The organism is Natrinema pallidum DSM 3751 (genome assembly GCF_000337615.1).
Classification (GTDB): Archaea; Halobacteriota; Halobacteria; order Halobacteriales; family Natrialbaceae; genus Natrinema; species Natrinema pallidum.
On record NZ_AOII01000034.1, the window covers coordinates 19108 to 36426 of the forward strand.

Sequence of the window (17319 nt, forward strand, 5' to 3'; positions counted from 1 at the left end):
GCCGCCCGACGTATCGGTATTTCGGCCGGACTGTCGTCGCCGCCGAACGGTCAGGGCCGTCAGTCGAAGTACGCAGCCAACCGCTCGGCCGCCTCCGCGACGCGCGGCGTCACGAGCGCAAACCGCAGCCACTCGGTTCGGGAGTCGCCGAAGGCGTCGCCGGGCATCCCCGCGACGCCGGCCTCGTCGATCAGTCGCTCGACGTTTGCGATCGTGCCCGGATAGCCGTCGAAGCGGGCCATCACGTAGAACGACCCGCTCGGTCTGGTGTACTCCGCGCCCGCCGCATCGAGCGCGTCGGTGAAGGTGTCGACGCGCTCGCGGAGCAGGTCACGATTGCGCTCGTAATAGTCGGGTCCCGTCTCCCGAAGGGCGTTCAGGACCGCGTACTGACCGGGGCGCGTGGTGGCGACGTTGACCAGCATGTGGCGGCTCTTGGCGTCGGCGACGAGCGCCGGCGGGAAAATCGCATAACCCACGCGAGCACCGGTGATCGCCATCGACTTCGAGAAGCCGTTGGTGACGATCCGGTTGGCGGAGTCGGTCTCGAGCGCGCTCGCAAACCGTCCCGAGAGGTCGTAATGGTCGTACACCTCGTCGCTGATGAGGATCGCGTCGTACTCCTCGGCGACGCCGACGAGGTCCCGCATCGTCTCGGCGGAGTAGACCGCCCCGGTCGGATTGTTCGGCGTGGTCACGACGATCGCAGCCGTTTCTTCGCTTGCGGCCGCACGGACGTCCGCGGGATCGAGTCCGCCCTCGTCGTCGGTCGCGACGTACCGCTGGGTGCCCCCGAGCATCGTCGTCTTGCCCGGGTAGTAGGGGTAAACCGGATCGGTCAGCAGGATCTCGTCGCCGCGCTCGCGCTCGAGCGCCCGCGCCATCGCGAGGTAGTTCGCCTCGCCGGTCCCGTTCGTGACGACGACCTGGTCGACATCGACGCCGCGCCGCGCGGCGATCTCCTCGCGTAACTCGAGCAGGCCCTCGCTTGGCGCGTACTGGAACCGGTCGGGTTCGAAGTCGGCGTACTCGTGAAGGCCCTCGCGGAGCGCCTCGGGGGGCTCCCAGTCGGGGTTCCCGCTGACCATGTCGATGACATCGTGGCCCGCCGCGTCCGCGTACTTCATCACGCGGAAGAACAGCGGCGTCTCGTAGTTCATGTCGGATACTTGGCGGTCGCGTCCCGTCTTTCTTTCCGTTTCCCGATCGAGCGGAATTGGTGTCGGTGACTCGAGGGGAGCCGACGCGCTCGGATCTGGGTTGCGTTCGGCCGGTACCCCCCGCATTCACAACGCCGCCGCCCATGGAATCGGGCATGAACGACGCCATCGACCGCGACCTGTCGCGGGACGTTGCCAACGCGCTGTGCGACGCCGAGGAGACCCTGGCCGTCGCCGAATCCTGTACCGGGGGCCTGATCGGCGCGGAGATCACCGCCGTCCCGGGGGCGAGCGACTACTTCGATTCGGGCCTGACGACCTACGCCTACGATGCCAAGCGCCGCCATCTCGGCGTCAGTCGCGAGGCGCTCGACGAGCACGGGGCGGTCTCCGAACCCGTCGCCCGCCAGATGGCACGGGGGATCAGGGACGTCACGGACGTCACTTGGGGCGTCTCGACGACCGGAATCGCCGGTCCCGCCGGCGGAACGGCGGCGAACCCGGTCGGGACCGTCTACATCGGCGTTTCCTACGGGGGGCCGTGGGGCAGCGAGGAGTCCTACGCGACCGTCTCCCGCTACGTCTTCGACGGCGACCGGGCGGCCGTGCGAGCACAGACGGTCGAGCAGGCCCTCACGGACCTGCTCGCCGAAATCGACTCGCGGTGAGGCCGGTCGAAACGAGTCCGGACGACTGACTCTCTCGAGAGAAAACTATTCCCTCGTCGACTCCCCAGATGCGGCTAGATGAACAAGAAAGGGCACGTACTGAATGCCGTCCTCTTGAGTATCGGGCTCGGGTATCTCCTCGAGCCGACGGGCGACCTGGAGACGTTCAAAACGATCGTCATGATCGGCGTCCCGGTTTCGCTCGGCGCACTGTTTCCGGACGTCGACACTGCTTTCGGCAAGCACCGCAAGACGCTCCACAACCTGCCGGTTCTGGCCGGTTTCGTGGCGTTTCCGCACGTGTTCGGAAACCTCGAGTACGTCTGGATCGGCGTGTTGACCCATTACGTCCTCGATGTCGCGGGGAGCAAGCGCGGCATCGCGCTGTTCTATCCCGTCTGGAAGAAGGAGTTCGGCCTCCCGATCGGCGTCGCGGTCAGCAGCGAGCGCGCCGACCTGATGATGGTCGCCGTGACCGTCGCCGAGCTCCTCCTCGTCGCGCTGGTCGTCTTCGAGATTCCCCAGTGGGGGCTCGAGATGGGACGGCGGGGACTCGGGCTCTAGCCCCCGACGCGGGCGACTAGTCATCGCCGCTCGTCGCTATCGAGGGTCGGGCGGCGGAACACGGGACGAAACGGCGGCACATCTATCGCCGGTTCGGCGACCACTCGTCGCAGGCGTCCATGTCGTCCATGGCCCTGTCGTGGCGAGCGCAGTAGGGAACCATCCCCTCGGATGAGCGGACGTATTCGAAGTGTTCGCAGTTCCCACAGTAGCGGTCCGTCGGTTCGTCGGGCGTCTCGGGCGACGGTTCGACGATCTCCGCGTCGCGGCCGTCGCCGGACTCGAGCGGCGAGGTAATATCGCTCGCAGCGGACCCGCCGTCACTGGTCGCAGCGCCGGCGGGGCGGCCGGGTTCGGTGGTGCGGGTTCGCCGCGAGGAAGCGGCCGACCGTCGGGTGGACCGGCTCTCGCCCTCGCTTTCGTCGTACGAAAGCGACGTGCCGCCTGACTCGGTCGCGCTATCCTCGTCGGTCCCGTTGGTCTGCGTTTCGACATCGCCGTTCGGCGTCCCGCCGAGGAAGCCGATGCCGCCCAGCCCGCCCGCATCGCTCGAGTCGTCGACTTCGAGGACGGTCTTGTTGTGGCGGGTGACGTTCATCTCGAGGTTCCCGCCGGGGTCGTTGCGCTGCTTGAACGTGGCGACGGCGCTGAACAGACACCAGATCGCGGGCAGGAGTCCGAGCAGGTAGATCGCGGAGACCTCGAGCGTGAGTTGTTCGCTGCCGTAGCGCCAGTGTTCGGGGTAGGCGTACCAGAAGAGGACGACCCCGAGCAGGCAGAGGCTCGCGCTGATTGCGGCCGTGGCCTGGACGCGACGGCCGGCCGGCAACACGACGAAGACGCCGACGAGGACGGTCGGGACGCTGAGGCCGGCCAGCATGCTCGCGGCGCGGACGGTCGCGAACCGGGCGGACATGTCCCCCGAGAGCGCAACCGCGTATCCGCCGAGGAGGTCGGTCGTCGCCACGAGCACGGCCACGACGGCCATGAGTGCACCGAGGACCACGAGCGCCATCCCCGAATACAGGCGGCGACTCGTCACCCCCGGTGCGGTCCCATCGTAGGCCTCCGTCAGGCTTGTCATACCCGCCCGTTTGGCGTCCCATCACAAAACGATACGTCAGACACACCTCGGCTGTCGGAGAGGTCCGGCCGTGGTCGACACCCGCTTCGATGGCACCCGCTGAAACGAAAGCTTGAATCGCCGCCCTCGCAAACGACCCGCTATGAGCGACGAGGACGAGGACGCGGAGCCGGCAGTCTCGCTCGGAGAGCACACTCCAGTCGAGGGCGCACCGCTTGCCCGCGTGAGTTCGCGGCTGACCTGGCCCAAGGAGAAGAGCGAAGTCCGTCGGCTCGAGGGCGACGCCGTCATTCGAACGCCCGATGGCCCACGGGAACTGTCGACCGTCCTCGAGTCGATCGACGAGACGTATTTCCAGCGCCGCCAGGAGTTCGAGGGGCACGTCCGGGACGTGATCGGGACCGGTCCCGTCCCGACCGCCGACGAGTGACACCGTGGCCTCCGAGTCCGGGCGGCGCGACGGCCAGTGGCTCCCCGATCGCCTGAGGCTCACCTGGGTCAAGCAGTCGTTGCTGTTCGGTGCCGTCCTAACCGTCCTGTGGATGCGCGTCGTTCCCAGTGCGTTGACCCACCGAACCGTCGTCGACGGCGTTCTTCTGATCGGGGGACCGCTCGCGCTTGCGCTCTCGCAGGGAAAGCGAATCGGCTGGCGGATCGATCGGCTCGCGCTCCGAAATACGGTTCTGCTGGCCGCGTTCGTGCTGCCGTTCTACATCGTCGGCTCGACGCTACCGACCATCCGCGCGTTCTATCCGATCTGGGAGACCTCGGCCGCGCCGGCGGCGTTCGTCCCCCACGCGGTCAAACTCCTCGTCCTCGCGTTGGCCGCCGAGACCTACTATCGAGGCTTGCTCTGCGTCGGCGTCAAGAAACTCGGCTTCGGCGCGGTGTTCATCAGCCCCGTGATCTACATGCTCCACCACGCCTCGAAACCGCCGATCGAGTTCGTGCTGTCGGGGCCGACGGACGTCCTGTTCGGTGCCGTCGACTACAAGTCCGACTCCATCCTCCCTTCGGTCGTCGCCCACGGCGGCGGCCTCGTCTTACTCGACTGGCTCGTACTCCACGAGCCGGTGTTCGAACCGACGCTGGTGCTCCGGTTCCTCGAGTGGCTGCCGGTCCCGGTGTAGCGGTGAGCCGCCCGGCGGCTCCGGCCCGATCACGAGGCTCGTTACGGGCCGGCGACGGTCGCCGCCGCCTCCTGTAACCGCGACACACAGTCAGAAACACCAATACTTATGGGTTCTGTTCAAGACGTTGAAATATGGACGCCCGAACGACGTTTCTCGCCCTCCTCGTCGCCGTCCTTTGCGGGCTCGCCGCCCTGTTGGTTCTGCCGCTCGTCGAGTACGTGCTGGCGGCCTGTCTGCTCGCCGTCGTCCTTCGACCGGCCTACGACCGACTCGAGCCGCGAGTCGGCCCGCGGCTCGCCGGACTCGCGTGTACCGGCAGCGCCGTCGCCGCCGGCATCGTTCCGCTGATGCTCGTGTCGCTGGTGGTGCTCCGTACCGGCGTCTCGACCCTCGAGTCGATCGAGAGCGCCCAACTCGTTGTCTCCGCCCGCGAGATGGCTCGGAACGAGTTGGGAATGGGCGACGAGACGGTCTCCGCGCTCGAATCCGCATTCCGGTCGGAACTCGAAGGATCGATCTCCGATGTCGCGGAACTGACGCTGGTCCGCAGCGTCGATCTCGTGACGACAGGCATGGACGTCGCGGTCGGGGTGCTCGTCGTCGTCTTTCTGCTGTACTATCTGTTGGTCGATGGGCCCGCGTTCGTGGCCTGGCTCCGCGAGACCGCGCCGCTCGAGGGGGACGTGCTCGACGAACTGTTCGCAGAAGTCCACGCCGTCACCCGGGCGGCCCTTCGGGCACACGTGTTCGTCGCGATCGTCCAGGGGATACTCGGTGGCCTGGGGCTCGCACTGCTCGGCGTCCCGTACGCGACTACGCTGGCGATCGTCCTCGTGTTCGCGGCGTTTCTCCCGACGGTCGGCGTCTGGCTCGTCTGGGGCCCGGTCACGCTCGCCCACGCGGCCTCGAGCGACCCCGTCCGCGCCGTCGTCCTGCTGGGATACGGGCTCGCCGTGCTCACCGTGGCGGACAATTATCTGCGCGCGTACCTCGTCGACCGGCGCTCGGGGTTACATCCCGCGACGGCCCTCCTGGGGGTCATCGGCGGCGTCTCCCTCTTCGGCGTGGTCGGTCTGTTCGTCGGGCCCGTCGTCCTCGCGGCGTTCAAGGCCTGTCTGACGGTCGTCGATCGACTCGAGGGGACCGCTTCGGATACTCCGGAGTCCGATCTCGGCCGCGAGCGTACCATCGTCGAAACCGAGTGACCGACGAGCTGGCCGCGAGCGGGTCGTCTCAGTCGGCCGTCTGGACTCGTTCGGCACGGTCGGTCGTCGGCACGCCGCGACCGGTCAGCGTCATCGCGAACAGCACGAGCGGCGACAGCAGCCCGAACAGGTAGAACGGCGCGTACTCGAGGGTGGGAACGCCGGTCGCCGAGGCCATGAAGACGCCGCCGGCGTGCCACGGAATGAGTGCGCCGGTGGGCGTCCCGGCCGCTTCGACGGCCCGCGAGAGTTCGTCGCTATCGAGGCCGAACTCCTCGTAGAGGTTTCTGAGCGTCAGCCCGGGAAGGACGATACTCATGTACTGCTGGGCGGTGAGCGCGTTGATAAGGATCGCGGAGAGACCGGTACCGGCGATCAGGCTGCCGGAACTCCAGACGGCCTGCGAGAGCCGGTCGGCGAGCACCGCCAGCACGCCGGTGTGCTCGAGGAGGCCACCCAGCGAGAGCGCGGCGACGACGACGGTAATCGTCCAGGCCGAGCCGGTGAGGCCGCCGGTCGCGAGGAGTTCGTTCACGAGGTCGGTCCCGGTTTCGGGCGCGGTCCCGTTCATGAAGACTTCCCAGGCGGCGACGAAACCCGCGCCCTGGACCAGGATCGAGGTGCAGACTCCGGCGACGACGCCGACTACGAGCGTCGGAAGCGCGGGATAGCCGTAGAGGGCGAGCCCGAAGGTCACGATCAGCGGCAGGAAGACGAGCACGGAGAGGTCGTACGTCCCCGAGAGCGCGGTCTGGATTTCGGCGACGCGATTGACCGGAATCTCGCCACCGGCCCGGAGCCCGAGCACGGCGAAGCCGAGTATCGAGAGCCCGAACGCGATGGCCGTCCCCGTTCGCATGCGGTGGATGTGGTCGTACAGCGACGTGTTCGTCACGCCGGCCGCGAGGTTCGTCGTGTCCGAGAGGGGCGACTGCTTGTCGCCCGCGTAGGCACCCGAAATGACCGCGCCGACGGTCATCGGCGCGGGAACGCCCAGCCCCGCCCCGATTCCGACGAACGCGACCCCGAGCGTCCCAACCGTCGTCCACGAGGATCCGATCGAAAACGCCACGACCGCGGCCAGGACCACCGTGACCGGCAGGAACACCGTCGGCGTGAGCAACTCGAGGCCGTAGTACATCATCGCCGGAATCGTCCCGGCGTCGACCCAGGTGGCGATCAGCGCGTAGATCGTAAAGAGGATCAACAGCGCCTGGCTCCCCATCAGGAGGCCGTTGGTGATCCCATCGGAGAGGTCGGTCCACTGATAGCCGAGATAGCGACCGAACGCGCCGACGAAGACGATACTCCAGAGCAGCGGTACGTGGGGGGCCAGCCCGAGCAGGGCCGACCCGATCCCGAGAAACGTGACGACTGCGAGCACCGGAACGAGTGCGAGAACGAACGACGGCCGTCGTTCGGGGTCGAGGTCGTCGACTGTAGTCGGCGTAAAGTCGAATGTCATCATCGGCGGTATGCATTTCGGGCATAAAAATTGAGCGATTTATTACCTCAGTGTATGCGGGCTGGTAGCAGTGGACACATTATTGTCGAACGAACAGTCATCTCCAACAATATTTCGGCTCGCCCCAGGCTCGAGACGGTCGGTCCCGCGAGAGAACTCACGAAGCGAATCACGACGGGTTCCAGCGGTGGCTGGACCGAAGCACCGCTGTCGGCGGTCTCTCGGTCGTCGGTCGACGCCCCCGTCGCCCGTTACTTCGCGTTCGAGAAGGCGTTCAGATTCGATTGCAATCCGGCCGCGAGTTCGGATTTGCGCCGCAATCGCGCGCCGGAAACCGGCAATCGGGTCGCGACCTCCGACACCGCCCCGTGGAACGTTTCGGCCTCGCCGTACTCGCCCTCGAAGGCGTTGCGAACGCTTTCGCGGACCTGCCAGACGCCGACCGGGGCCCAGTAGTCGTCCGATACTTCACGGAGAACGAGACACTTCGCCTGCCTGCCGATCGACTCGAGGTGCTCGAGGACGCCCAGTCGAGCGGCGTAGTAGGCCCCCGCGGTCTCCTCGACGTAGCTCGAGCGACCCTCGTACCCTTCCGAGGCGCTGGCCATCCAGAGGTCGTCCTCGGGGTTCGGGTTCCAGATGCTGCCGGGGGCTTTCATCTCGACCAGTTCGAACTCCCAGGTGCCCGGCGCGAGGACGATCCAGTACCGGTTACCGACGTACTCGTTGGCCCAGACCTGGACCTCGTCGATACTGGGCGCGTTCCGGATGCGCCCGCGGAGGTACTGCCCGACGGTGTCGTCGACGGCCGTGATCGACCACCGCGTCGGAACCAGCCGGCGCTGTTTCGTCTGCCCGAGCGCGCCCGCCGAGAGGATCGAGTTGATCTCGTAGACGTCGAACCCCCGGCGATAGAGGTAGGTCATCGCGCCCTCGGCCTGCCAGTCGTCGTCTTCGAGGGTCTTCTTGACCGGCCGCGGGACGTGGGGGTTCTCGGTGAGGTCCGCGTTGCGGGCGTTCGCCTGCGGACCACGCGGCGTCGCCACGTCCGTTCCGGCATCGAGTCCGAGATCGGGTTTGTCGTCCAATCCGATCTCGAGGTCGACCGGACGGTCGGCGATGGCGACCTCCCGCTGGACGCCGACGAAGCCGTCCCACGTGTCGTGGACCGACGGGGTCAGCCGGCTGGCGATCGACGGGGACTCGACGTTCGCCCGCTTGCTCGAGTTCAGCAGCCCGGTCCGGCGCTGGAGGACGTCGTCGATCGCGTACCCCTGTCGGTACCAGTCGCCATCGGTGACGTACTCCTCGGCGGCACCCTCGTCGCCGACCGGGGAGAGCAACCCGACGGGAATGTCCGGGTAGTTCGATCGACCGACGAAGATCGACGGCGAAGTCGACCCGACGAGGGTATCACCGCTCAGCGCGTCGTCGAACTTCCGTTCGAACTCCTCTAAGTGGTCCGTGATCGCGTAGGACTTCTCCTTGGCGAGGCGGCGACGCTCGGCCTCCTCGTCGGGCTCCAAGTCCTCGATGTAGTCGTCGAGGCGCATTCACCCGACGTAGGGACGGCACGGTGTTGAATGTTGAGTTCCGGAAGCCGGTCGCTGTGCGGGTTCGTGACTGCCAGCGACCGTGGAAGATGTCAGAGGCAGAGGTTCGGTCGGTCGTCGGACCCCCGAACCTCATTCGAGCGTTCTCGCCGATCCGTAAAGTACCCGCAAGGGCGTTTTCAGGCTCAGAAACTCCGCCCGGAACGGCGTCCTGCATGTCTCGTGTTAGTCTTTCTCGAGGGTGGGCGTGCCTTGAAAAGAGTTAAAAACGGCGGGCGGGAAAGGAGGGGTATGAGTACGACCGACGACCGAGAGACGCGTTCCTGCGTCTCCTGCGGGCTCAACATCGCGGGCACGAACGCCGCAGCGTTCAAGTGTCCCGACTGCGGCCAGCAGATCTACCGCTGTGCCAAGTGTCGCAAACAGAGCAACCTCTACGAGTGCCCCGACTGCGGATTCACCGGACCGTAACTACCATGGGAAAAGTCGCTGCCAAAATCAAGGTCATGCCGGACAGCCCCGATATCGACCTCGACGCGCTTCAGGAGCGCCTCGAGAGTGCCCTCCCCGAGGGCGCGAAGATCAATGGCGTCGAACGCGACGAAGTCGCGTTCGGTCTCGTCGCGCTCTACCCGACCGTGATCGTCCCTGACGGCTCCGGCGGAACGGAGACCGTCGAGGAGAGTTTCGCGGACGTCGAGGGCGTCGAAAGCGTCGGCGTCGAAAACGTCGGCCGTATCTAAGGCCGTTTTCGCGGATTTTAGTCGTTCCAGAACGCCGATAGAGGCGTCCAGTCGCGGCGTTGCGAGCGGCGTCCGTCGCGAACCGCAGCCACCGGACCGTCGCCAATGCGTGTCGTGGTGTGGTGTCGGCCCGGCCGGTCGGCTCCTCCGCCAGCGCTCACGAAATCGGCGGTCCCGTACAGTTCTCTTCGCCTCTGGCTCGAGAGACGACCAGCTATCGTCCCCGGACGCGGAAGCACCGTCGGCTACCGCGCGGTGGGTGTTACTGTTCTTGCTCCCGGTTCGCGCCTAGGTCGGCCTGCGAAACGATTTCCGCGCCGACCGCGGAGAGGTCGACGGTCACGTCTTCGGTCACGGCCTTACTGACCTCGTCCAGGTTGCCCGCGAGCACCGTCAGTACGTCGTCGGGGTTGGTGTAGACCAGCATGTTTCCGTCCTGTCCCTCGGCGACGAGTTGGGTATCGTTCAGGACGACCTGATCGTTCTGGATCGTCGCCGAGACGACCGGCAGCGCCGCCGGCTTCCCCGGTTCGTCGTCCCTGACCTTGCGGATGTGAACCGCGTCGAGGTCGATGACTTCCTTGTACTCCTGAATCTGTTCGGCGCAGTCGACCATGTCGTTGAGGACGGCGGTCCGTTTCTCGTTGCCGTGGTCGCCGTCGAGACAGTGCTGACAGACGCGGAGTTCGAGTCGCATTGTGCGTCGGTTAGTACCGGACACCGATGAGAATTCCGCTTCCGTCCGTTTCCGTTCGCCCGCACACTCGAGTGGGAGCGCACCGTTTCGGAGCGGGACCCCCGCTGGATGGCGGTCCGGCCACGGCGTTACTCGCGCGACTGGCGGGCGATCTCTCGAATGCGTTCGGTCCCCTGGTCCACGTACCCTCCGTGGTAGCAAACGGTGTGATCGATCTCGAGGTCCGCCAGCGTCCTGACGGACTCGATCGCCTGCTCCATTGCCGGCGTGAAGCGAGGCTTCGGACCGGCGAGGGGAGCGTCCCCGTCAGCGACGAGCGCATCGCCGGCGACGAGCAGGTTCGCGTCCGGGAAGTACAGCGAGACGTGTCCGGGTGCGTGCCCGGGCGTCGCGACGACCTCCATCGGCCCCGCGAGCGTCGGGAACCGGACCCCGTCGGCCAGTTCGATATCGACATCGACGGGCGGATAGCGATCGCCGTCGCCCGCGGCCGGTTCCGACTCGCCGGAGACGTACGGCGCTGCCGCGCGGTGGGTCGCGACGACCGCATCGACTCGCTCGAGGAGGGCCGCAAGCCCGCCCGCGTGGTCGCCGTCGCGGTGAGTCACGAGGACGAGCCACACGTCGGCGAGGTCGTACCCCAGCGATCGCAGGTGGGTCCGAACCCCGTCGAGGGCACCCTGCGGACCGGCGTCGATCAGGATCGGGCCGCGGTCGGTTTCGACGAGCGTCGGCGTGATCGTGAGTTCCTGCCCGCCGTACTCGACCGTGATCGGCAGCACGTGGACGCCTGTGTCGTGTTCGTCGTCAGTTGCCGACATACTCGAGTCGTTCGTGCTCGCCATGAAAGCATCATTCGGCTCCGTCCGCGCGACTCGTCCTCGACACCGGTCCCCGGCTCATTGAACTAATACCGTACTAGTTGTCAACAAATAATTTATAGCCGCCGGCTCTAGTGATAAGTAATGAAAATAGAGGCAAAACGTCCTCCGCTCGAGATCGAATCGGATCCGTTCTCGGACGCACAGCGGCGGACGCTCTCGGAAACGGTGCGGCCGCTCGCCGACGCGTACGACGAACTGATCGCCGACCGGGACCGCTCGGCGTGGCGGTGGTTCGACGCGATCGAACCCGAGTTCAGACTGTCGTGCGTGAGCGACGAGTACGGCCAGCGAGTTCGCGACGCGAAAGTACTGGCAACCATGTTCATCACCGTCATCGACGATGTCGCCGAGTGCCACAGCGATCGGACGACCCTGGAGGAGTTGCTCCTGGTCCCGTTCGATTCCCGGCCCGCCGATCCGACCCGAGCGGGCGTCGACGGCGAGTACGTCCGGTTTCAGCAGGACCTCTGGGACGCGCTCGTAGAGCAGTACGCGGCGGGTCCGCGCGCGGCGGAGTTCGCCGATCTGTTCCGGTTCGACGTCCGACAGGCACTGCAGTCGGTCGATTACTCGGCGCTGTTGGCTCAGTACCCGGGCCTCGTCGGCGAACGCGAACTCCGCACGTACGATGTCTACAACATGATGCTCTTTCCGTTCGCCGATATCGATCTCGCCAACGCCCTCGCGTTCGAATCCCGGGAGCTATCGGCCGTTCGGAACGTCGTCGCTCACGGGCAGCGGATGGCACGGATCGGCAACTGGATCGCCACCTGGGAACGGGAACTCGCCGAGGGCGATTACAGTTCGGCCGTCGTGGTTCGCGCCCTCGAGTCGGGGGTCGTTTCACGCGCGGATCTTCAAGCGATCCGGACAGCCCCGACCGATGCGACCGTCGATCCGATCGTCGATCGAATCCGCGAGTCCGGGATCGAGGATGAGTTCATCGACCGGTGGTGTCACGAGTACGAGTCGGCCATCGACTACTGCGGCGAGATCGACTCGCTCGACGTTCGAGCCTATCTCGAGGGGTTCGAGCCGATCTTCCGGTCACAGCTCGCGAGACGGCCGTCGGCCTGACTGATTGCCCGCCGGACCGACGTGACGTCCCGAAACCCGAATCGCGGACCGCAACCGGGACATGGGATCGGTGCGGTCTTGTGGCCCGCCCGCGTACGGCCGGGCATGCCGGTTCCGAAGTCCGAATTCGAGCAGCTTCCGCCGTGTGACTTCTACACGCCCGCGGAGTTGCTCGAGGACGACCAGATGTACACCGTCTACGAGATCGCCCGGATGCTACAGGGAGCCGATCCCGACGCCGAACTCGACCCCGAAACCGAGGACGTCCTGCTCGACTGGGCGATTCCGTGGGTCATGACCAACGCCGACGACCTCGTGGTCGCCGAACCCCGGGACGAAGACGAGCCCGGCTACTACGGCCTGAAAGAATGATCCTCCTCGTGGTCGGTGCCGATCGCGTCGACGCCGGCAAGACCACGTTCTCGGCCGGCCTGCTCGAGCGAACCGGTGCGGTAGGGTATAAGCCGCGCGCCGGCAACGACTTCTGGTTCGACCACGACGACTGCCGGCGAGCGCTCGCCGAGGGCCGCCTCTACGGCAAGGACGCGACACGCCTCTCGGCGGCGGACGGCCGCGATCGACCGCCGGAACGACTCAACCCCGTCCACCGACTGTGGCGGCCCGCTCCCGACGGCGGGACCGGTCTGCTCGGCCGAGCGGACAGGGAGTTCCTCGTCGACCGGATCGGTCGCGACGGCGACGACCCGCTGTTCGTCCGCAACGCGACCGCCGATCTGCCGGCGCAGGTCGCCGACGCGCTCCCGCTCGAGGACGCGATCCCCATCGAGAGCGTCGCCGAGTTCAACGAACTCGCCGAATCGCGGTACGTCCCCGCGTTCGAGCGACTGGCTGCCGACATCGAGGCGACCGATGTCGCCGTCGTCGAATCCTACGGCGACATCGCGCGGCCGCTCGAGGGGCTTGCCCCTTCCTCGATCGCCGCCGTCGCGGCCGTCGAACCCGGCCGCGCGCGGATCTATCCGGGCGATCGCTACTGTCGCGCCTGCGAGATCGCCAGTTCGAGCCCCAGGGACGGGGCCATCGAAAAGCGCGTTCCGAACGTCCTCGACTATCTCGACCCGCTCGAGCACGTGTCGCTTCCGGCACTCGGCAGCGATCGACGGGCCGATCCCGAACGGGTCGCACGCGCGTACGCCGACGCCTACGAGGCGTTGCTCGAGGCCGCCGGACGGGAGTGAGGAGTCGGCCGCCGTCGATCGCGACGAACCGGCGCGTGGCTCTGGACCCGGACTCAGGCCTGCCGTGCCATCCGGGCCGACAGTTCGACGTGCTCGTAGGGCTCCGTCGTCACGCTCGGGCCGTGACCGGTGTGTAGTGCCGCGAGATCGGGGTCGATTCGCTCGAGGACGCGGTCGATACTCTCGATCAGGGTCTCGCGATCGCCTTCCTCGAGATCGGTGCGTCCGAAACTGCCGTTCTGGAAGACGAGATCACCCGCGAACAGCACGCTCGCCGGCTCCGAGTAGAAACAGAGGTGGTCGTTCTTGTGTCCGGGGGTGTGGAGCGCGACGTACTCGTCGTCACCCAACCGGACCGTGTCCTCGTCCGCGATGGGGTGGTCGACGCCCTCGATCGAGGTATCGTACCCCCACGCATCGACGTCGAAGGCGTCTTTCACCGCGGCGAGGTTGCCGACGTGGTCGCGGTGCGTGTGCGTAAGGAGCACTGCCTCGAGGTCGTCGACGCGGGCGCGGACGGCATCGACGACGTCGAAGTTCGCGCCCGCATCGACGAGCACGGGTCGGTCCCCGCTCACCAGAAAGACGTTGCTGGTAAACGCCTGCACGCCCTGCGCGATGTTTGAGATCATGTGACCCGGTACGCGGTCGTCGGGTTTGTGGGTATCGACACGGCGCGTCGATCGCCGAACGCGGCCCGGGTGCGTCGAAATGGGCCTTAGAGTGGCTAAGGAGGGAGTTATGGCGTGGTTTGGAAGTCAAACGATCTGATCCGTGTATTCACAAGGATTTTTAGCTGCGGCACGTAGTGGGAGACGAATGAATCGGCCGGTTTCCGTCGGACTCGTCGCTCTCATCATCCTCGCGTCCGTTGCCGGCGCCAGCGGGTCGGTTGTACTAACGGCCGCCGGGATCGCTCCCCAGTCACCCTCGGAGCCCGCTCCCGCGGACCCGGCCCCGTTCGTCTCACAGGAACGAGACTGGGACGACACGACCTTCGATATCACGGTGTACGAGAACGGCAGCGCGACGTGGACGTTCCGTCACGAACGGCTGTTCGCCAACGAGGAGAACGCGACCGAGGCCGAACGGAACTTCAGGGCGTTCGCCGAGTCGTTCGAGGCCAACGAGACCGGACGGTACGAGGCGTTTATCAATCAATCGCGTGAGTTGGCCGCGGCCGGCTCGCAGAAGACCGGTCGGGAGATGGCTGCGACGAACTTCGATCGGTCCATCCGGGTCGACGAAGGACGGATCAATCCGCGCGGCGTCGTCGAAATGTCGTTCACGTGGACGAACTTCGCCGCCGTCGACGGCGAGACGATCATCGTCGGCGACGTCTTTCGGGGTCTCTATCTGGCCCCCGATCAGTCGATTGAACTCGAGGCGGGCGGTGATCTCCGGTTCCGGTCCGTCAGCCCCGACCCCGACGGCCAGTACGACGGCGGTTCGCTCGAGACCGCGACCTCGGTCGAGTGGAGCGGCGAACAGCAGTTCGACGATGGCCGCCCGCGTGCGGAGTTGACCAGTTCGACCAGCGGTGCCGTCGGGAGCGACGAACAGGGACCGGTCGGTGCGATGAGCGGTGACCGCGGCTGGTATCTCGCCGCCCTCCTCGTCGTCGGCGTCGGCATCGCGGCCGCCGTCTGGTACCGCCGCTACGGGCCCGGAACCGGCGATACCCCTGCCGACACTGTGACCGACCGCTCGGCCGAGCGGACGCCGGAACCCAATATTGCCGGCGACTCGAGCACGGGCGACGGGGCGGCCGACTCGGCTGACGCCGGGGCCGCTCTCTCCGAAGAAGAACTCATGACCGACGAGGATCGCGTCGTCGCGCTCATTCGGGAGAACGGCGGCCGAATGAAGCAGGTCAACATCGTCGAAGAGACCGGCTGGTCGAAATCCAAGGTCAGCATGCTCCTCTCGGACATGGAGGACGAGGGAACGATCAGTAAACTCCGCGTCGGCCGTGAAAACATCATCAGCCTCGAGGGCTTCGAGCCCGAAGCGACGAAATCGCCCTTCGAGGAATAGCGGCGACCGTCGGCGGTGAGTCGCCGGCACGTGATCGCGTGGGACCGTGCGACACCCCTGGATCGAAACGGAATGCTTAAACATCGTACTGCGCTACGATGGAGTGAAGACGAAGCCCGCTCCGATGGTGTAGTCCGGCCAATCATATTGCCCTCTCACGGCAATGACCTGGGTTCGAATCCCAGTCGGAGCACTCCCACTTCTTTCGTCGAGTTGAATCCGACACAGCGTCGGTAATCCGTGTCCCAGCGAGTGACGAGCATCCGGACTCCCCTCGTCTCCGCTGTCGGTTCGAACGGTGACTTCCCGGACACGGTCGTGGCCCTGGTTCCGGCGGTATCGTCCCCACTACATTCGAGAGCAGCGACGAACGGGGCGGTGAGAGAAGCACGCTCCACACTGTTCGCCCAGTCACGAGTACGGGTTCGGATCGGTCGCCTATTCCGTAGCGAACCGAACGCCGGTCGCTCGTCTCGCCGATACCCGACTCGTCTGTCCGGCCGCGGCGTCAGTCGTGTTTGTATCGACTCGGCACGTACTCCACGACCGGCTCGGGGACGGACCCGAACACGACCGGGGCGAGAGTCGCCAGCTGTCGCCGAAGGAGGCCGTACACCCCGCCGACCAGCACGCCGAGACCGACGAGCCAGCGGAATGGCCCCTCGAGGACGATCCAGAGCGGGGCACCGACGGCCAGCGAAAGGACCACGTCTTCCGGTGCGCCGTCGTAGCGAATCCAGCGTTTCGGTGCCCGCCAGCGGTCCCTGACGTGGTCGTACACCGCCCGATCGGAGGTCCCTTCCCACGGCCGAAGCTCGAGGCCGCCACCGTACCGGTCCATTCGAGAGTGGAGTGCGGCACCGGCAAACAGGAAGGCGGCGGCGACAAGCCACGGGGTCGCGACGAGGAGTGCCGCGATCACGACCGGGACGGCAGCGACGACGTACAGCGTCGGATAGTGGAGCGTCCGCCGGTGGCCCGCGTAGAGGTCCAGGTCCGGCAACACGCTGCCGAGGAACCCGCCGACGAGCGCCGCCGGTGCGAGCTCCGGGGCGACGACGACGAGCGGCGCTGCGATAGCCAGTCCCAGCAGCGCGTGTGTCGGGAGCATCATGTATCAGTTCGAAGGGGAGTCAGCGAGATAAGCCCACCGGCGGGTTTATGGACCGATAGTGTGTCGGCCCTGCACATGCCGAGGAACGGCAGCGGTGCTCCTTCGGACCCGACTGTGGACGCGGCGAAGGACGCGTTCGAACGGCTGTTTCGAAGCGGTCGGGCAAACGCCTTCCTCGCGTGGCTGGTGGTCGGGGTCCTCGCGATGGTGTTCGTCGAAAGCGCGCTCGATTTCGACCGCCAGTGGCTCATCTTCGTCGCCGGCGTCGGCACGGTCGTCCTGATTCCGCCCATCGCCGCCGGAGCATGGCGCGTCATGTTGCCCTGGGAACTCCTCGTCCTCGCGACGTTGCCCATCCTCGTTCGGGGACTGTTCGGGGGCAGCGTCGGCACGTTTGCGGCCTATCTCGCGGTCGCGGGGCTGGCGTTGCTCATCACGGTCGAACTCCACATGTTCACGTCGCTGCAGGTGACCCACTGGTTCGCTATCACGTTCGTCGTGTTGACGACGTTGGCGTCGGTCGCGGCGTGGACCATGCTGCGATGGAACCTGGATCGCGTGTTCGGTACGTCCTATCTCTCGACGAACGAGGCGCTAATGACTGAGTGGCTCTCGGTGACCGTCGCCGGATTGGCCGCCGGCGTGTTGTTCGACGCGTACTTCAGACGGCGCGATCGACAACTCCGGCGTGCGCTCAGACGGGTGGTGCGTCGATGAGTCGTCTCCCGCGGCCCTC

20 protein-coding genes and 1 tRNA gene are annotated in these 17319 nt (G+C 66.4%); 13 read left to right on the forward strand and 8 right to left on the reverse strand.

Annotated elements, in window-relative coordinates; translation table 11 throughout:
- Positions 1-59: 59 nt before the first annotated feature.
- Complete coding sequence (locus C487_RS04605) at positions 60-1160, reverse strand: pyridoxal phosphate-dependent aminotransferase (RefSeq protein WP_006184521.1); 1101 nt, start codon at positions 1158-1160, stop codon at positions 60-62.
- A 155-nt stretch (positions 1161-1315) separates the two neighbouring features.
- Between C487_RS04605 and C487_RS04610 the strand changes: the two genes are divergently transcribed.
- Entirely contained in the window at positions 1316-1828 is a 513-nt protein-coding gene (locus tag C487_RS04610; RefSeq protein WP_049907940.1) for a CinA family protein, read from the forward strand.
- A gap of 78 nt (positions 1829-1906) precedes the next feature.
- Positions 1907-2392, forward strand: coding sequence for a metal-dependent hydrolase (locus C487_RS04615; RefSeq protein ID WP_006184523.1), 486 nt, complete (start codon positions 1907-1909; stop codon positions 2390-2392).
- Positions 2393-2474: 82 nt separating this feature from the next.
- Here C487_RS04615 and C487_RS04620 read toward each other — a convergent pair whose 3' ends face one another.
- On the reverse strand, positions 2475-3476 hold the full coding sequence (locus tag C487_RS04620; RefSeq protein WP_049907932.1) for a DUF7139 domain-containing protein: 1002 nt from the start codon (positions 3474-3476) through the stop codon (positions 2475-2477).
- Positions 3477-3618: 142 nt separating this feature from the next.
- On the opposite strand from C487_RS04620, the gene C487_RS04625 reads away from it, so the two are divergent.
- The 3 genes from C487_RS04625 to C487_RS04635 all read left to right on the forward strand — a co-directional run bounded on the left by C487_RS04625 (position 3619) and on the right by C487_RS04635 (position 5814).
- Positions 3619-3906 (forward strand): DUF5789 family protein, encoded by a 288-nt coding sequence (locus C487_RS04625; protein WP_006184525.1) that lies wholly within the window; start codon positions 3619-3621, stop codon positions 3904-3906.
- Between the two features lie 4 nt (positions 3907-3910).
- A complete protein-coding gene (locus tag C487_RS04630; protein ID WP_006184526.1) occupies positions 3911-4606 on the forward strand; it encodes a CPBP family glutamic-type intramembrane protease in 696 nt (231 codons plus the stop codon).
- Between the two features lie 134 nt (positions 4607-4740).
- Entirely contained in the window at positions 4741-5814 is a 1074-nt protein-coding gene (locus tag C487_RS04635; protein ID WP_006184527.1) for an AI-2E family transporter, read from the forward strand.
- Positions 5815-5842: 28 nt separating this feature from the next.
- Here the strand turns inward: C487_RS04635 and arcD are convergent, their stop codons facing one another.
- Positions 5843-7279, reverse strand: a complete 1437-nt coding sequence (gene arcD / locus C487_RS04640) for an arginine/ornithine antiporter ArcD (protein ID WP_049907941.1) — start codon at positions 7277-7279, stop codon at positions 5843-5845.
- Between the two features lie 251 nt (positions 7280-7530).
- A complete protein-coding gene (gene nreA / locus C487_RS04645; protein WP_006184529.1) occupies positions 7531-8832 on the reverse strand; it encodes a DNA repair protein NreA in 1302 nt (433 codons plus the stop codon).
- Positions 8833-9123: 291 nt separating this feature from the next.
- Here nreA and C487_RS04650 point away from each other — a divergent pair, with 291 nt between their 5' ends.
- Positions 9124-9303: an HVO_2753 family zinc finger protein gene (locus C487_RS04650; protein WP_006184530.1), complete on the forward strand. Its 180-nt coding sequence runs from the start codon at positions 9124-9126 to the stop codon at positions 9301-9303.
- Positions 9304-9308: 5 nt separating this feature from the next.
- Positions 9309-9575, forward strand: a complete 267-nt coding sequence (locus tag C487_RS04655) for an elongation factor 1-beta (RefSeq protein ID WP_006184531.1) — start codon at positions 9309-9311, stop codon at positions 9573-9575.
- Between the two features lie 262 nt (positions 9576-9837).
- Here the strand turns inward: C487_RS04655 and C487_RS04660 are convergent, their stop codons facing one another.
- A complete protein-coding gene (locus C487_RS04660) occupies positions 9838-10272 on the reverse strand; it encodes a hypothetical protein (RefSeq protein WP_006184532.1) in 435 nt (144 codons plus the stop codon).
- A 128-nt stretch (positions 10273-10400) separates the two neighbouring features.
- A complete protein-coding gene (locus C487_RS04665) occupies positions 10401-11117 on the reverse strand; it encodes an MBL fold metallo-hydrolase (protein ID WP_006184533.1) in 717 nt (238 codons plus the stop codon).
- A gap of 120 nt (positions 11118-11237) precedes the next feature.
- Here C487_RS04665 and C487_RS04670 point away from each other — a divergent pair, with 120 nt between their 5' ends.
- From C487_RS04670 to C487_RS04680, 3 genes are all read left to right on the forward strand, one after another.
- A complete protein-coding gene (locus tag C487_RS04670) occupies positions 11238-12233 on the forward strand; it encodes a terpene synthase family protein (RefSeq protein ID WP_006184534.1) in 996 nt (331 codons plus the stop codon).
- A 105-nt stretch (positions 12234-12338) separates the two neighbouring features.
- Complete coding sequence (locus tag C487_RS04675) at positions 12339-12605, forward strand: DUF5827 family protein (RefSeq protein WP_006184535.1); 267 nt, start codon at positions 12339-12341, stop codon at positions 12603-12605.
- Positions 12602-13432, forward strand: coding sequence for a hypothetical protein (locus C487_RS04680; RefSeq protein ID WP_006184536.1), 831 nt, complete (start codon positions 12602-12604; stop codon positions 13430-13432). Before C487_RS04675 ends, C487_RS04680 begins: the two co-directional genes overlap by 4 nt.
- A gap of 53 nt (positions 13433-13485) precedes the next feature.
- Here the strand turns inward: C487_RS04680 and C487_RS04685 are convergent, their stop codons facing one another.
- Positions 13486-14064 (reverse strand): MBL fold metallo-hydrolase, encoded by a 579-nt coding sequence (locus C487_RS04685; RefSeq protein WP_006184537.1) that lies wholly within the window; start codon positions 14062-14064, stop codon positions 13486-13488.
- A gap of 187 nt (positions 14065-14251) precedes the next feature.
- Between C487_RS04685 and C487_RS04690 the strand changes: the two genes are divergently transcribed.
- Positions 14252-15469: a helix-turn-helix transcriptional regulator gene (locus C487_RS04690; protein WP_006184538.1), complete on the forward strand. Its 1218-nt coding sequence runs from the start codon at positions 14252-14254 to the stop codon at positions 15467-15469.
- A gap of 118 nt (positions 15470-15587) precedes the next feature.
- A tRNA-Glu gene (locus tag C487_RS04695) sits at positions 15588-15662 on the forward strand.
- A 315-nt stretch (positions 15663-15977) separates the two neighbouring features.
- On the opposite strand, the gene C487_RS04700 is transcribed toward C487_RS04695, so the two are convergent.
- A complete protein-coding gene (locus C487_RS04700; RefSeq protein ID WP_006184539.1) occupies positions 15978-16583 on the reverse strand; it encodes a metal-dependent hydrolase in 606 nt (201 codons plus the stop codon).
- Positions 16584-16697: 114 nt separating this feature from the next.
- Between C487_RS04700 and C487_RS04705 the strand changes: the two genes are divergently transcribed.
- Positions 16698-17300 carry a hypothetical protein gene (locus C487_RS04705; RefSeq protein WP_006184540.1) on the forward strand — a complete coding sequence of 201 codons (603 nt, stop codon included), beginning with the start codon at positions 16698-16700 and terminating at the stop codon, positions 17298-17300.
- The last annotated feature ends 19 nt before the right edge of the window (positions 17301-17319 follow it).